The sequence below is a fragment of the Pseudomonas vanderleydeniana genome, assembly GCF_014268755.2.
Taxonomy (GTDB): domain Bacteria; phylum Pseudomonadota; class Gammaproteobacteria; order Pseudomonadales; family Pseudomonadaceae; genus Aquipseudomonas; species Aquipseudomonas vanderleydeniana.
This window is the reverse complement of sequence record NZ_CP077093.1, coordinates 6,462,912-6,477,161: the sequence shown is the minus strand read 5'-3', so window position 1 is coordinate 6,477,161 and position 14,250 is coordinate 6,462,912. Positions and strand designations below refer to the sequence as shown.

Sequence of the window (14,250 nt, the reverse complement as noted above, 5' to 3'; positions counted from 1 at the left end):
TGTCTTGCCACGGAGATGCGCTACCATGGCCCTCCCCATTTTTTGTTGCCTGCCACCATGCACTGTCCCTTCTGCGGTGCCAACGACACCAAAGTCATCGACTCGCGTCTGGTCGCCGAGGGCGAGCAGGTGCGCCGCCGGCGCGAATGCGTGGCTTGCGGTGAGCGTTTCACCACCTTCGAAACCGCCGAACTGGTTCTGCCACGCCTGATCAAGCAGGACGGCAGCCGCCAGCCCTTCGACGAAGAAAAACTGCGTGCCGGCATGCAGCGGGCCCTGGAAAAGCGCCCGGTGAGTGTCGAGCGCCTGGAAGCCGCGCTGGCGCATATCAAGCACAAGCTGCGCGCTACCGGTGAGCGCGAGGTCAAGTCGCTGGTCGTCGGCGAGATGGTGATGACCGAGTTGCAGAAACTCGATGAGGTCGCCTACATCCGTTTCGCCTCGGTCTATCGCCGTTTCCAGGACCTCGACGAGTTCCGCGAGGAAATCGATCGTCTTGCCCGGGAGCCTGCCAAGGAATGAGCCTTCCAGCCGAACAGGCGGTTCTCGACGCCCACTACATGGCCCGTGCCCTGGAGTTGGCGCGCAAGGGCCGTTACTCGACCCACCCGAATCCGCGGGTCGGCTGCGTCATCGTGCGCGATGGCGTGGTGGTCGGCGAGGGCTGGCACGTCCGGGCCGGTGAGCCCCATGCCGAGGTCCATGCCCTGCGCGAAGCCGGCGAGCTGGCCCGTGGCGCGACGGCCTACGTGACCCTGGAACCGTGCAGCCACTTCGGACGCACGCCGCCCTGTGCCGAGGCGCTGGTCAAGGCCGGCGTCGGTCGGGTGGTCGCCGCCATGCAGGACCCTAATCCACAAGTCGCAGGAAACGGCCTCAAGCGCCTGTCCGATGCAGGGATCGCCGTGCACAGCGGCGTGCTCGAAGGCGAGGCACGGGCGATCAACCGTGGGTTCCTCAAGCGCATGGAGCAGGGCCTGCCCTTCGTGCGGGTCAAGCTGGCGATGAGCCTGGACGGCCGCACCGCGATGGCCAGTGGCGAGAGCCAATGGATCACCGGTCCGGCCGCCCGTTCCGCGGTGCAGCGCCTGCGCGCCGAATCCAGCGTGGTGCTCACCGGCGCCGACACGGTGCTGGCCGACAGCGCTCGCCTGACCGTGCGTGCCGCCGAGCTGGGCCTGGACCCCGAGCTGACGGCCCTGGCCGAAAGCCGGCCGCCGCTGCGGGTGCTGATCGACGGCCGCCTGCGGGTGCCGCTGGACGCGGCCTTTTTCCAGGCCGGCCCGGCACTGGTGGTGACGTGCGCGACGACGATCAGCGCCGACTACCAGGCCGCTGGCCACGAAGTCCTGAGCCTGCCCGGCAACGACGGCCGGGTCGACCTGGCGGGCCTGCTCGAGCAACTGGCGGCCCGTGGCGTCAACGACCTGCTGGTCGAGGCCGGCCCACGCCTGGCTGGTGCCTTCGCCCGCCTGGGACTGGTGGACGAGTACCAGATCTTCGTCGCCGGCAAGTTCCTTGGCTCCACGGCGCGGCCCCTGCTGGACTGGCCCCTGGAGCGAATGAGCGAGGCGCCCCGGCTGAAAATCACTGAAATGCGCGCGGTCGGCGATGACTGGCGAGTCACCGCAATACCTGACCCGGCACCCGGCGTATAATTCGCGGCCAGTGCCTGGCACTGGCTCGTCTTCGAGGAGTACTTCATGTTTACCGGCATCATCGAATCCATCGGCAGCATCCGCGCGCTGAGCCCGAAAGGCGGCGACGTACGCGTCTATGTAGAAACCGGCAAGCTCGACCTGGGCGACGTCAAGCTCGGCGACAGCATCGCGGTCAACGGCGTCTGCCTGACCGCCGTCGAGCTCCCGGGCGACGGGTTCTGGGCCGACGTCAGCCGTGAGACGCTGGACTGCACCGCCTTCAACGACCTCAAGGCCGGCAGCCGGGTCAACCTGGAAAAGGCCCTGACGCCGACCACCCGCCTGGGCGGTCACCTGGTCAGCGGTCACGTCGACGGCGTCGGCGAGATCGTGGCCCGCGAGGAAAACGCCCGGGCCATCCAGTTCCGTGTGCGTGCACCCAAGGAGCTGGCCAAGTACATCGCCCACAAGGGTTCGATCACCGTCGATGGCACCAGCCTGACGGTCAACGCGGTGCACGGCGCCGAGTTCGAACTGACCATCGTCCCGCATACCCTGGTCGAGACCATCATGGCCGACTACCGCCCCGGTCGTCGGGTCAACCTCGAGGTCGACCTGCTGGCCCGCTACCTGGAGCGCCTGTTGCTGGGCGAGAAGGCCGCGGAACCCACCAGCGGTGGCATCACCGAAAGTTTCCTGGCCGCCAACGGCTACCTCAAATCCTGACGCAAGGGGGTGCCGCGTGGCGCTCAACACGATTGAAGAACTGGTCGAAGACATTCGCCAGGGCAAGATGGTCATCCTCATGGATGACGAAGACCGCGAGAACGAAGGCGACCTGATCATGGCCGCCGAGTGCTGCAAGGCCGAACACATCAACTTCATGGCCAAGTACGCCCGTGGCCTGATCTGCATGCCGATGAGCCGCGAGCGCTGCGAGCTGCTCAAGCTGCCGCTGATGGCACCACGCAACGGTTCCGGTTTCGGCACCAAGTTCACCGTGTCGATCGAGGCCACCGAAGGCGTGACCACCGGCATCTCCGCCGCCGACCGCGCACGCACCGTGCAGGCGGCCGCGGCCAGGGATGCCAAGGCTGAAGACATCGTCAGCCCCGGCCACATCTTCCCGCTGATGGCCCAGCCTGGCGGAACCCTCGCCCGTGCCGGCCACACCGAGGCCGCCTGCGACCTGGCGCGCATGGCCGGTTTCGAACCGAGCGGAGTGATCTGCGAAGTGATGAACGACGACGGCACCATGTCCCGTCGTGCCGAACTGGAAACCTTCGCCGCCGAGCACAACATCAAGATCGGCACCATCGCCGACCTGATCCACTACCGGATGATCCACGAGAGTACCGTTCAGCGGATTGCCGAGCAGCCGCTGGATAGCGAACTGGGCCAGTTCACCCTGGTGACCTATCGTGATTCGGTGGAAGGCGACGTGCACATGGCCCTCACCCTGGGCAAGGTCTGCGCCGAGGAGCCGACCCTGGTCCGCGTGCACAACATGGACCCGCTGCGCGACCTGTTGATGGTCAAGCAACCCGGACGCTGGAGCCTGCGCGCGGCGATGGCCGCAGTGGCCGAGGCCGGCAGTGGTGTGGTGCTGTTGCTCGGCCACCCGCTGGATGGCGACGTGCTGCTGGCGCATATCCGCGAGACGGTCGAGCATGCGCCGGTGAAGAAACAGACCACCTACAGCATCGTCGGCGCCGGTTCGCAGATCCTGCGTGACCTGGGCGTGCGTAAAATGCGCCTGATGAGTGCGCCGATGAAGTTCAACGCGATATCCGGTTTCGACCTGGAAGTAGTAGAATACGTGCCCTCCGAATAAAAGGCCGGCTGCGCCCGACCTTGATTCGCGGTACAAATATCCCTGAGGGGCGCGTATCAGACGCGTCCCGGCTCTTTAAGAGAATTGTCGAATGACCCTGAAGACCATCGAAGGTACCTTCATCGCCCCCAAAGGCCGCTATGCCCTGGTGGTCGGCCGTTTCAACAGCTTCGTCGTCGAAAGCCTGGTCAGCGGCGCCGTTGACGCCCTGGTTCGCCACGGCGTGAGCGAAAGCGACATCACCATCATCCGTGCGCCAGGTGCGTTCGAGATCCCGCTGGTGGTGCAGAAAGTCGCCCAGCGTAGCGAATACGCGGCGATCATCGCCCTGGGTGCGGTCATTCGTGGCGGTACTCCGCACTTCGAATACGTGGCGGGTGAGTGCACCAAGGGCCTGGCCCAGGTGTCCATGGAATTCGGCGTACCGGTTGCCTTTGGCGTGCTGACCGTCGACTCCATCGAACAGGCCATCGAGCGTTCCGGCACCAAGGCCGGTAACAAAGGTGCCGAAGCCGCCCTGTCCGCCCTGGAAATGGTCAGCCTGCTGGCGCAGTTGGAGGCCAAGTGATTAACGACGACAGCGATCGTTTCAACCCGCGCGAGCCACGCCCTGAAGGCGCCGGCAAGCCGTCCAAGAGTGCCAAGCGTCGCGAAGCCCGCCAGCTCGCGACCCAGGCGCTCTATCAATGGCACATGGCCAAGCAATCGCTGAATGAAATCGAAGCACAGTTCCGTGTCGACAACGATTTCACCGATGTCGACGGTGCGTACTTCCGGGAGATCCTCCACGGGGTGCCGCAGTTCAAGAACGAGATCGACAACGCGCTCAAGCCGTGCCTGGACATCGAGATCGAAGAACTCGACCCGGTCGAGCTGTCGGTGCTGCGCCTGTCGACCTGGGAACTGCTCAAGCGCGTCGACGTGCCATACCGCGTGGTGATCAACGAAGGTATCGAGCTGGCGAAGATCTACGGTTCGACCGACGGTCACAAGTTCGTCAACGGTGTACTCGACAAGCTGGCACCGAATCTGCGCGAAGCCGAAGTGAAGGCGTTCAAGCGCTGACCGGCGCTTGCTCCTCCCATGGGTGAGTTCGAGCTGATCCGCAATTTCTTTGCCGCCGCGCCTTGTGCGCAGGCCGGCGAAGGCGTTGCCCTGGGTATTGGCGACGACTGTGCCCTGCTCGATGTTCCCTCCGGTGAACAGTTGGCGATTTCCACCGATACCCTGGTGGCCGGTGTGCATTTCGCCGATCCCTGCGAGCCGTTCCTGCTCGGACAGCGTGCGCTGGCCGTGGCTGCCAGCGACCTGGCCGCCATGGGCGCGACGCCCGTTGCCTTTACCCTGGCCCTCACCCTGCCGCATAACGATGCCGACTGGCTGCAGGCGTTCGCCCGCGGGCTGGACCAGATGGCCCGGCACTGTGCCTTGCGCCTGGTCGGCGGTGATACCACTCGCGGTCCGCTGAGCCTGACGCTGACGGTGTTCGGTCGCGTGCCCGTTGGGCAGGCGCTGACCCGCCGTGGTGCGCAAGTGGGTGACCTGTTGTGCGTGGGGGGGGAGTTGGGCAACGCTGCCGGGGCCTTGCCACTGGTTCTGGGGCAGCGTACTGCCGAGCCGGCACTGGCCGAACCGTTGCTGGCCCACTACTGGTCGCCGCGACCACAGTTCGCCCTGGGCCAGGCCCTGCGTGGCAAGGCCAGTGCGGCGCTGGATATTTCCGATGGTCTTTTGGCCGATTGCGGACATATCGCCGCGGCATCCGACGTGCGTTTGCTGGTCGAACGTGAAAAGCTGCCGTTGTCCCCTGCATTGCTGGGTTTCCTTGGTCTGGCATCAGCCCGGGACGCGGCGCTCAGTGGCGGTGACGACTACGTCCTGGCGTTCACCCTGCCACCGGCCGAGTTGCCCGCGCTGCTGCTCGCCCATGACTCGGTACGGGTGGTCGGGCGGGTGGAGGCCGGGCAGGGCGTTGCCCTGCTGGCCGCCGACGGGCAGGACATCACGCCGCGCATCCGCGGTTATCAACATTTTCCGGAGACGCCGTGACAGATCATCCCAAACAGGTTCCCGCCGAGTTCGTGCCGCCGTCGGTGTGGCGCAATCCCTGGCATTTCCTGGCGTTCGGCTTCGGCTCCGGAACCCTGCCCAAGGCTCCGGGCACCTGGGGGTCGCTGGTTGCGCTACCCTTTATCCCGTTATGGCAGATGTTGCCGGACTGGGGCTACTGGCTGATGCTCGGCATCACCATGCTGTTCGGCTTCTGGCTGTGCGGCAAGGTCGCCGACGACCTGCGCGTGCATGACCACGAAGGCATCGTCTGGGACGAGATGGTCGGCATGTGGATCACCCTGTGGCTGGTGCCGCAGGGCTGGTACTGGCTGCTGGCGGGCTTCCTGATGTTCCGGTTCTTCGACATCCTCAAGCCCTGGCCGATCCGCTGGATCGACCGGCATGTGCATGGCGGCGTGGGCATCATGCTCGACGACGTGCTGGCCGGCGTATTCGCCTGGCTGGCGATGCAGGGGCTGGTGCATCTCTTCGCCTGAGGGATTGGGTATGTCCGGTTGTCGTGTGTGGGGCTTGCTCCTGCTGCTGTTGCTCAGCCCCTTGGTCAGGGGCGGGGAAGCCGTCGGCCTGCCGGCGCAGGTCCGTCTGGTCAGCGAGGAATGGCTCGACTACACCAATGCCGATGGCAGCGGGCTCGCCTGGGACGTACTGCGTGAGGTGTTCGAGCCGCACGGGGTCAAGGTCGAGATTCGCAGCGAACCGTATGTCCGTTCGGTAGGCCTGGTGCAGCGCGGCGAGGCGGATGCCTGGGTCGGCTCCTACAGTCGGGAGATCGGCGGCGTCCTGTACCCGCGCTGGAACTTCGATACCGATCATATCTATTCCCTGGGCCTGGCCAGCAAACCTGTTCCCGATCAGGCTAACCTGGGCGACTTTCGCCTGGCCTGGGTGCGTGGCTACAAGTACCAGAAGTACCTGCCCAACGTGCGCGACTTCAACGAAATCCAGCGCCGCGATGGCATTCTGTCGATGCTGCAGCATGGCCGGGTCGACTTCTACATCGATGCCCTGAGCGAGGTCGAGTATGTCCTTGGCCAGGCCGAGGACCCCAAGGTATTTCGCAGCACCCATCTGGCGGAGTTGCCCCTCTACCTGGGGTTCGCCGACAACGAGCGGGGGCGGATGTTGCTGGCACTGTATGACCAGCGCATGGGCGAGCTGGTCAAGAGCGGCCGGCTGCGCAGGATTTTCGAGCACTGGAAGCAACCCTATCCGTTCGAAAGCGGAAAGTATCCGGTGCTGACCGATCAAACTGATTGATAGTTATCATGGATAAATCGGCCTAAGCGTCTGTAGGAACCTCCTGTTACAATGTCGCAACCGCGAATTTCCAGCCTTCATACTGATCAGGAGCACAGGGTGCCTGTCGTTTTTGTCGCTGCCTCCAAATTGCCTACCCCTTTCGCGACTTTCACCATGAACGGTTTTCTCGAAGAGGCGACCGGTCGTGAACATGTCGTGCTGACGCTCGGGGATGTGGCCGATGGTGCACCGGTACTTGGCCGTGTGCACTCCGAATGCCTGACCGGCGATGCCTTGTTCAGCCAGCGTTGCGACTGTGGTTCGCAGCTGGAAGCCGCCCTGCAGGCGATCGCCCGCGAAGGGCGTGGTGTCCTGTTGTATCTGCGCCAGGAGGGCCGGGGCATCGGCCTGATGAACAAGATCCGTGCCTACGAACTGCAGGATGGTGGCGCCGATACCGTCGAGGCCAACGAGCGCCTCGGTTTTGCCGCCGACCTGCGTGACTACGCAATCTGCCGGCCGATGCTCGAGCACCTGGGCATCCAGTCCCTGCGGCTGATGACCAACAATCCGCGCAAGGTCAAGGCGCTGACCGACATGGGCATCACCGTGGCCGAGCGTGTGCCGCTGCACACCGGGCACAACCCGCACAACAAGCTCTATCTGGCGACCAAGGCCGGCAAGCTCGGCCACATGATGGGCAACGAGCACCAGAACGAGGCCGACCCGGCGTGACCCGTGGCCAGGTGAAGCGTCGATTGGCGGTTGGCTGGTACAAGCAGTTACTGCTGACGGTCCTGCCGCTGTTCGTTGCCAGTTGGGCGTTCGGCCAGACCGAGCCGGTGCTGCCGGTCCTGGCGATGCCATTGTTCATTGCCGGCATCGCCTCGATGTTCCTCACCCTGCGGTTCTTTGGTGGCTACAAGCACGCGCTGATTGCCACTGAAAAAGCCCTGGATACGCCACAGGAACCGGCGGCGTGGATCGCGCTGGCGAATGTCCGGCGCAAGGCGCTGGTGATCGCGGCGCTGCCGACCTGGATCGGCACCCTGGCGGTGTTCGTCGGCCTGGAAGCGGTGCCGCTGATCCTGTTGGTCCTGTCCACCGCGTTGTTGTTCTACCTTTACCGCATTCCACGGCAACTCGGCTGATGAGCCGCTGACGCGGTAGGGCGCAGCGAAGGGGCAGCGCCTTGGAGTGCGGTGCCTGCTTCGCGGATAAATCCTGCTCCCACAGTTTGCGTCGATCACAGGATTTGTGTTCAGCACGGTACCGTGGGAGCGGGATTTATCCGCGAACTGGCCAGCCCAGGCAACCGCGATGCCCAGGCTGTTCCGGATAGTCTTACAGGCCGAGCCGCTTCATCCGCTCGGTGACGGACGCCTCGATCCCCGCCACGTCCAAACCGCACTCGGCCAGCATCTGTGCCGGCTTCGCATGCTCGACGTAGGCATCCGGCAAGCCCAGATGCAGGATCGGCTTGAGCAGGTTGTCCTGCGCCAGGAATTCGCTGACCGCCGCCCCGGCGCCGCCCATGATGGCGTTTTCCTCGATGGTCACCAGCAACTCGTGGTTGCCGGCAATCTCGCGGACCAGGGCCTCATCCAGCGGCTTGACGAAGCGCATGTCGACCACGGTCGCATCCAGCTTCTCGGCCACCACCAGCGCCTCCGCCAGTTGTACGCCGAACACCAGCAGGGCGACCTGGCTGCCCTGACGGCGGACCACGCCCTTGCCGATCTCGATCGGCTCAAGGTTCTTCTCGATGGTTGCGTTCGGGCCGCTGCCGCGTGGGTAGCGCACCGCTGCCGGGCCGTTGTACAGGTGGCCGGTGCTGAGCATCTTGCGCAGTTCGTTCTCGTCGCTCGGTGTCATCACCAGCATGCCGGGGATGCAGCGCAGGTACGACAGGTCGAAGCTGCCAGCGTGGGTCGGACCGTCTTCGCCGACCAGGCCGGCGCGGTCGATGGCGAACAGCACGTCGAGGTTCTGCACGGCCACGTCATGCACCAGTTGGTCATAGCCACGCTGCAGGAAGGTCGAGTAGATCGCCACCACTGGCTTGGCGCCTTCGCAGGCCATGCCGGCGGCGAAGGTCACCGCGTGCTGCTCGGCAATCGCCACGTCGAAGTAGCGCAGCGGGAAGCGCTCGCTGAAGGCCACCAGGTCGGAGCCTTCCTTCATCGCCGGGGTGATGCCGACCAGGCGTGGGTCGGCAGCGGCCATGTCGCACAGCCATTCGCCGAACACCGCGGAGTACTTCGGTCCGCTGGGCTTCTTCGGCGCGGCGGCGGGAGCGTCCAGTGGTTCGAGCTTGGTGATCGCGTGGTAGCCGATCGGGTCGACTTCCGCCGGGGCGAAGCCCTTGCCCTTCTTGGTCACCACATGCAGGAACTGCGGCCCCTTGAGGTCGCGCATGTTGCGCAGGGTGGCGATCAGGGTTGGCAGGTCGTGGCCATCGATCGGGCCGATGTAGTTCCAGCCCAGCTCTTCGAACAGGGTGCCGGGGACCAGCATGCCCTTGGCGTATTCTTCGGTGCGGCGAGCGATTTCCCAGGCGCCGGGCAGGCGCGACAGCACCTTCTTGCTGCCTTCGCGCATGCTCGCGTAGGTGCGGCTGGAGAGAATCTTCGCCAGGTAGTTCGACAGCCCGCCGACGTTGCGCGAAATCGACATGTCGTTGTCGTTGAGGATCACCAGCATGTTCGCGTCGACTTCCGGCGCGTGGTTCAACGCCTCGAACGCCATGCCCGCGGTCAGCGCGCCGTCGCCGATCACCGCGATCGCCTTGCGGTCGCTGTTCTGCAGTCGAGCGGCGATGGCCATGCCCAGGGCGGCACTGATCGAGGTGCTGGAGTGACCGACGCCAAAGGTGTCGTACTCGCTCTCCGAGCGGCGCGGGAAGGCGGCCAGGCCGTCCTTCTGGCGCAGGCTGAGCATGCGCTCGCGACGACCGGTGAGGATCTTGTGCGGATAGGCCTGGTGCCCCACGTCCCATACCAGCCGGTCATCCGGGGTATCGAAGACGTAGTGCAGCGCGATGGTCAGCTCGATGACGCCAAGGCCGGCACCGAAGTGTCCGCCGGTCTGGCCGACCGAATAGAGCAACTCCTGGCGCAGTTCATCGGCCAGGGTTTCCAGCTCGGCTTCACCTAACCGGCGCAGGCCGGCCGGCGTGTCGGCACGGTCCAGCAGGGGCGTGGTCGGGCGCTTGCGGGGAATCTCATGGAACGTCGTGGGCATCAGGCGAATCGTTATAGGTATGAAGACGCGGCAGTTTACCTTATGGAGCGCACGCTGCCCACGCGATGTCGCATCAGCGGGTCGGATGCTGGCCTTTCGATTGTGTGAAAGGCCAGCGTGACCGATCGGTCAGCTGCGCCGTTCGACGATGTAGCGGGCCAGCTCGCGCAGTGGTTCGGCGGCCGCGTCAAACGGTCGCAGGGCGTGCAGGGCCTGGTCCCGCAGTTCCAGGGCGTAGGCCTTGGCCGCTTCCAGGCCGAGCAGGGCCGGGTAGGTCGGCTTGTCGCGGGCGATGTCGGCGCCCTGGCGCTTGCCGAGGGTGGCGGTATCGCTTTCGACGTCGAGGATGTCGTCTTGCACCTGGAAGGCCAGGCCGATCGCCTGGGCGTAGGTCTGCAGCGACTTGAGCTCGTCCTTCTGCACGTTGACGCTGGCCAGGGCACCGAGCGTGACGCTGGCCTCGATCAGTGCGCCGGTCTTGTGCCGGTGCATGGTTTCCAGGGCCTTCTGGTCGAGTTTGATACCTACCGAGCCGAGGTCGATGGCCTGGCCGCCGACCATGCCGGCCGGGCCCGCGGCGTGGGCCAGGGTGCTGACCATGGACAGGCGGACCTCGGCGTTCAGGTCGCTCAGGCGTGGGTCGAGCAGGGCGCTGAAGGCCAGGCTCTGCAGGCCGTCGCCCGCCAGGATCGCGCAGGCTTCATCGAACGCCTTGTGCGTGGTCGGCTGGCCGCGGCGCAGATCGTCGTCGTCCATGGCCGGCAGGTCGTCGTGGACCAGCGAGTAGGCATGGATCAGCTCGACCGCACAGGCGGCGCCATTGGCCTGTTCCGGCTTGCCGCCGAGCGCTTCGCAGGCCGCGTAGACCAGCAGCGGGCGCACCCGCTTGCCGCCGTTCATCACGCTGTAGCGCATGGCTTCGTACAGGCGTGCGAGACCGGCACCGGGTGGCACGAACAGGGTATCCAGCGCGGCGTTGACGCGCTCCTGGCAGGCAGCCTGATAAGTCTTGATCATTCTGGCTGTTCCGCGTCGAAGGGTTCTTCGGCCAGTTCGCCATCGCGCTCCAGCAGGATCTGCACCTTCTGCTCGGCCTGGGCCAGGGCGCCCTGGCAGTCACGGGTCAGGCGGATGCCCTGTTCGAAGGCGGTCAACGAATCTTCCAACGACAGCTCGCCGTTCTCCAGGCGCTCGACCAGTGTCTGCAGGTCGGCGAGGGATTGTTCGAAATCCAGGGAAGCTTTTTTGCGGGCCATGGCGGCGATCTCGGTAGGCGTTTTAACGGGCGCGACACTAGCAGACAGCGGGTTTCGGGGCAAATGCGAGGGGTTGCCAATCAGGAGGGCTTCAGGTGCGTCTGCGGCGTTTTGGCGGTCTGCATTCTACACCCAGGGGGGAGAGGAATTTTCAGGTCATATGACAGCTTGGGATGGTGGCCTTTTGCCTTGTTTTACCTGGCTTCCAGCGGGTTGAGTGTGCACGATCTCTCATTTGCTGATCGCCCCCGCAAATACCCGTTTTCCGCCATTGTGTAACAAGATCTGAATCGCTACCCTCTGCGACTTCCCGACCTGCATCGCCAGGTTCTTTCTGATTTTTCGTGTTTCAGTGGTGTGCCGGGTATGGACCGGGCGCAGGGTTTCGTGATGCATGGCAAGGAGGCTGTTGATGCACCGGTTATTTCCCATCCTGATCGCCCTCTGGGCCGCGGCCGCCTGGGCCGAGCCCTCGGCCGAGCTTCAGGAACCGACCGGCGGCTGGCGCTATTCGGGCCTGCTCGATCGCAGCGATGCGCCGCAGGTGGCCTACCCGACGCCGCCCATCGACCGTGGCATCCAGCGCAGCCGCACGCCGATCGAGGGGCGGATCAACCCGCCCTCCGGCCCGCGCGAGCCACACACCCTGTCGGTCAACGGCAACCCGCTGAATCTCTACACCGACGACAACGGCCGGTTTGTCCGCCCCTATGCTTTCGGCGCCGGCTCCAACAGCGTCGAAGTGCGCAGTTCCCAAGGCAAGTCGCTCAAGCGCGTGCAGTTCTACGAAGCCAACAAGCAGATCACCCCGGCGCGCATTCGCGTGGTACTGGGCTGGGACGATCCCAAGGCCGAACTCGACCTGCACATCATCACGCCCGATGGCCAGCACGCTTTCTACGCCAATCCGCGCCTGAGCAACGGCGGCGGCCTCGACCCCGACGGTGTCGACGGCCCCGGCCCGGAGATGTTCACCATGACCGCGCCGATGCACGGTACCTACCTGGTCTACGTCAACTACTGGGGCAACTACAGCGCCAGCGACGGCTATAACTTTACCGAGCGCGCCAACCAGAACGAGGTCATCACCTCGCAGATCAACCTGGTGCTCAACGAAAACACCGTCGATGAAAAGCGCGAGAGCTTTACCGTCCCACTGCGCGCGATCGGCGACCTGCTGCTGGTCAAGACCTTCAACTATTGAACATCCCGCTCCACGGATGAATGGGCTTTGCGAACATGAGCGATCACACTGCTTCCCCGGCTGCCGCTGCGCCGGCCACCCCTCCACCTGCCGGCTCGCGCCGCTGGCTGGGCCTTGTGCTCGGCCTTTGCGTGACCGGTGCGGTGGTCGGTGGCCTGGGCTGGTTTTTCAAGCACAAGTCCGTTGCCCCGGTGCCGGAGCTGGCCCTGGAAAAACTTGGCGTCAGTCGTCCGGACGCGCTGTTCGAAACCGCGTCGCTGAGCCAGTTGCCCAAGGACCTGCTCAGCGTACCGTTCCTGCGCGACACCCTCACCGAGGATTTCGTCTTCTACTACGAGACCCACGGCGACCGCCTGGGCCTGATCGGCAGCCTGCGGCGGATCATCTACGAGCATGACCTCAAGCTGCAGGACAACCTGATCGAGCAACTGTTCGACCAGCCCGCCGACATCGCCCTGTGGCGTGGCACCGATGGCCGGCTCAGGGATTTCCTGCTGGTGATGGACCGCGGTGGCCTGGCCAAGCTGCTCGAGCCGCTGGCCCACGTCGCCCTCGACGACACCCAGTTGACCAAGGTCGGCGAAGTGAAGGTCGCCGGCGACAGCGTGGCGCTCTACCGCCTGGCCTACAACGCCAGCAAGGCGCTGCTGTTCGCTTCCCGTGGTGACAAGCTGGTGGTGCTGTCCAACCCGGACCGCCTCTACGAACAATCCAGTGACGACAGTGAAGTAGCCCCGGGCGAAGTCTCGACCCAGGCCCTGGCCGCGCTGCTCGGTGGTGAAAAACTGTTCCCCGAGGCCTTTGGTCTCAAGCCACGTGAAGCGGCAGTGAAGCAGCGCATCTCGGTGGCCTCCAGCGTCCTCGCCATGGGTTACCAGCGCTTCATCCCGAGCTTCGCCGGCCTGCGCCTGGACATGGACGACAAGGGCTGGCACAGCTTCCTGGCGCTCGACGAGCAGGACAAGGCCGTCGACTACGACTTCAAGCCGATCTGGCAGGCCATGCCGGTCGGCGCCAGTGCCTGCGTGGCGCTGCCACTGGCTGCCGAGCAGCAACAGCCGCTGCTGGTCAAGCTCGGTGCCGATGCGGCCACCGCACAGAAACTCACCGAGCACATGAGCGGTGCCGCCGGCCTGTGCTGGTACGCCGATTCGCGCCTGTACACGCCGCTGTTGGTAGCGAACCTGAACAAGGACAACGACAGCCTCGATGCCGACCTCGGCAAGTTGTTCGGTTCCATGGTCGGCACCCAGGAAAGCAACGTCGAGGGCGGCCTGTTCCCGATCGACGAGCAGAACAAGGACGGCCTGCATCAGTGGAAGCGCGTGGTCAGTTCGACCTTCGGCCAGTACGCCGCCAAGGAAGCCGAGAACCCCGACACCATCACCGGCCGCGGTTTCTTCCGCGTGAGCCTGGCGCGGCATGGCTCGACCCTACTGTTCTCGCTGGACGACAAGCTGGTGGACAAGGCCCTCGGCACGCTCGACAAGCACTTCCCTCCGTTGGCCGACGTGGTGCCCAAGGATGCGCTGACACCGGTGTACCTCGGCCCGGATTCCCTGGCGCAACTGATGAAGCAGGAAACCCTCGACAGCCTGCCCCAGGACATGGAACCGGTGTTCCGCAACGCCGCGCAGACCCACCTGCTGCCCAAGCTGCAGAAGCTCGCCGGCTTCGGCAAGTACGCCCTGACCCTGCCCGAAGGTACCGAGCCTGAAGGCCACTGGCAGTGGCTGCCGCTGCAATGGCGGGCGATGTGAC

General features: G+C 65.0%; 16 protein-coding genes. 13 read left to right on the top strand and 3 right to left on the bottom strand.

Features of this window, described 5'->3' with window-relative positions; genetic code table 11:
* Positions 1–57 precede the first annotated feature (57 nt).
* The 11 genes from nrdR to HU752_RS29065 all read left to right on the top strand — a co-directional run bounded on the left by nrdR (position 58) and on the right by HU752_RS29065 (position 7,937).
* The gene (gene nrdR / locus HU752_RS29115; RefSeq protein WP_026144921.1) at positions 58–522 is read left to right on the top strand and encodes a transcriptional regulator NrdR; all 465 of its coding nucleotides are present in this window, start codon (positions 58–60) and stop codon (positions 520–522) included.
* Entirely contained in the window at positions 519–1,658 is a 1,140-nt protein-coding gene (ribD, locus tag HU752_RS29110) for a bifunctional diaminohydroxyphosphoribosylaminopyrimidine deaminase/5-amino-6-(5-phosphoribosylamino)uracil reductase RibD (protein ID WP_186683109.1), read from the top strand. The genes nrdR and ribD overlap by 4 nt, the downstream gene beginning before the upstream one ends.
* Positions 1,659–1,703: 45 nt before the next feature.
* On the top strand, positions 1,704–2,366 hold the full coding sequence (locus HU752_RS29105; RefSeq protein WP_054061163.1) for a riboflavin synthase: 663 nt from the start codon (positions 1,704–1,706) through the stop codon (positions 2,364–2,366).
* 16 nt (positions 2,367–2,382) lie between these two features.
* A complete protein-coding gene (gene ribBA, locus HU752_RS29100) occupies positions 2,383–3,474 on the top strand; it encodes a bifunctional 3,4-dihydroxy-2-butanone-4-phosphate synthase/GTP cyclohydrolase II (protein ID WP_186683107.1) in 1,092 nt (363 codons plus the stop codon).
* Positions 3,475–3,565: 91 nt separating this feature from the next.
* Positions 3,566–4,042, top strand: a complete 477-nt coding sequence (gene ribH, locus HU752_RS29095) for a 6,7-dimethyl-8-ribityllumazine synthase (RefSeq protein WP_017902308.1) — start codon at positions 3,566–3,568, stop codon at positions 4,040–4,042.
* Complete coding sequence (gene nusB, locus HU752_RS29090; protein WP_186683105.1) at positions 4,039–4,539, top strand: transcription antitermination factor NusB; 501 nt, start codon at positions 4,039–4,041, stop codon at positions 4,537–4,539. Before ribH ends, nusB begins: the two co-directional genes overlap by 4 nt.
* Before the next feature lie 18 nt (positions 4,540–4,557).
* Positions 4,558–5,523, top strand: a complete 966-nt coding sequence (gene thiL / locus HU752_RS29085; RefSeq protein ID WP_186683103.1) for a thiamine-phosphate kinase — start codon at positions 4,558–4,560, stop codon at positions 5,521–5,523.
* A complete protein-coding gene (locus HU752_RS29080) occupies positions 5,520–6,023 on the top strand; it encodes a phosphatidylglycerophosphatase A family protein (protein ID WP_186683101.1) in 504 nt (167 codons plus the stop codon). The genes thiL and HU752_RS29080 overlap by 4 nt, the downstream gene beginning before the upstream one ends.
* Positions 6,024–6,033: 10 nt before the next feature.
* Positions 6,034–6,804, top strand: coding sequence for a substrate-binding periplasmic protein (locus HU752_RS29075; protein WP_186683100.1), 771 nt, complete (start codon positions 6,034–6,036; stop codon positions 6,802–6,804).
* Positions 6,805–6,903: 99 nt separating this feature from the next.
* Positions 6,904–7,521 carry a GTP cyclohydrolase II gene (gene ribA, locus HU752_RS29070; RefSeq protein WP_186683098.1) on the top strand — a complete coding sequence of 206 codons (618 nt, stop codon included), beginning with the start codon at positions 6,904–6,906 and terminating at the stop codon, positions 7,519–7,521.
* Positions 7,518–7,937: an MFS transporter gene (locus HU752_RS29065; RefSeq protein ID WP_186683096.1), complete on the top strand. Its 420-nt coding sequence runs from the start codon at positions 7,518–7,520 to the stop codon at positions 7,935–7,937. Before ribA ends, HU752_RS29065 begins: the two co-directional genes overlap by 4 nt.
* 193 nt (positions 7,938–8,130) lie before the next feature.
* Here HU752_RS29065 and dxs read toward each other — a convergent pair whose 3' ends face one another.
* From dxs to HU752_RS29050, 3 genes are all read right to left on the bottom strand, one after another.
* The gene (gene dxs, locus HU752_RS29060) at positions 8,131–10,029 is read right to left on the bottom strand and encodes a 1-deoxy-D-xylulose-5-phosphate synthase (protein ID WP_186683094.1); all 1,899 of its coding nucleotides are present in this window, start codon (positions 10,027–10,029) and stop codon (positions 8,131–8,133) included.
* A gap of 129 nt (positions 10,030–10,158) precedes the next feature.
* Positions 10,159–11,046 (bottom strand): (2E,6E)-farnesyl diphosphate synthase, encoded by an 888-nt coding sequence (gene ispA, locus HU752_RS29055; protein ID WP_186683092.1) that lies wholly within the window; start codon positions 11,044–11,046, stop codon positions 10,159–10,161.
* The gene (locus HU752_RS29050; RefSeq protein ID WP_186683090.1) at positions 11,043–11,285 is read right to left on the bottom strand and encodes an exodeoxyribonuclease VII small subunit; all 243 of its coding nucleotides are present in this window, start codon (positions 11,283–11,285) and stop codon (positions 11,043–11,045) included. Before HU752_RS29050 ends, ispA begins: the two co-directional genes overlap by 4 nt.
* Positions 11,286–11,697: 412 nt before the next feature.
* Between HU752_RS29050 and HU752_RS29045 the strand changes: the two genes are divergently transcribed.
* Both HU752_RS29045 and HU752_RS29040 read left to right on the top strand, forming a co-directional pair.
* Positions 11,698–12,489, top strand: coding sequence for a YfaP family protein (locus HU752_RS29045; protein ID WP_186683088.1), 792 nt, complete (start codon positions 11,698–11,700; stop codon positions 12,487–12,489).
* A gap of 35 nt (positions 12,490–12,524) precedes the next feature.
* On the top strand, positions 12,525–14,249 hold the full coding sequence (locus tag HU752_RS29040; RefSeq protein ID WP_186683086.1) for a DUF2138 domain-containing protein: 1,725 nt from the start codon (positions 12,525–12,527) through the stop codon (positions 14,247–14,249).
* Position 14,250 lies beyond the last annotated feature (1 nt).

Bases quoted from the DNA above. Each gene is read 5' to 3' on its own strand.
- nrdR (WP_026144921.1), top strand. From the start codon at position 58: ATGCACTGTCCCTTCTGCGGTGCCAACGACACCAAAGTCATCGACTCG.
- ribD (WP_186683109.1), top strand. From the start codon at position 519: ATGAGCCTTCCAGCCGAACAGGCGGTTCTCGACGCCCACTACATGGCC.
- HU752_RS29105 (WP_054061163.1), top strand. From the start codon at position 1,704: ATGTTTACCGGCATCATCGAATCCATCGGCAGCATCCGCGCGCTGAGC.
- ribH (WP_017902308.1), top strand. From the start codon at position 3,566: ATGACCCTGAAGACCATCGAAGGTACCTTCATCGCCCCCAAAGGCCGC.
- thiL (WP_186683103.1), top strand. From the start codon at position 4,558: ATGGGTGAGTTCGAGCTGATCCGCAATTTCTTTGCCGCCGCGCCTTGT.
- HU752_RS29075 (WP_186683100.1), top strand. From the start codon at position 6,034: ATGTCCGGTTGTCGTGTGTGGGGCTTGCTCCTGCTGCTGTTGCTCAGC.
- dxs (WP_186683094.1), bottom strand. From the start codon at position 10,029: ATGCCCACGACGTTCCATGAGATTCCCCGCAAGCGCCCGACCACGCCC.
- ispA (WP_186683092.1), bottom strand. From the start codon at position 11,046: ATGATCAAGACTTATCAGGCTGCCTGCCAGGAGCGCGTCAACGCCGCG.
- HU752_RS29050 (WP_186683090.1), bottom strand. From the start codon at position 11,285: ATGGCCCGCAAAAAAGCTTCCCTGGATTTCGAACAATCCCTCGCCGAC.
- HU752_RS29045 (WP_186683088.1), top strand. From the start codon at position 11,698: ATGCACCGGTTATTTCCCATCCTGATCGCCCTCTGGGCCGCGGCCGCC.
- HU752_RS29040 (WP_186683086.1), top strand. From the start codon at position 12,525: ATGAGCGATCACACTGCTTCCCCGGCTGCCGCTGCGCCGGCCACCCCT.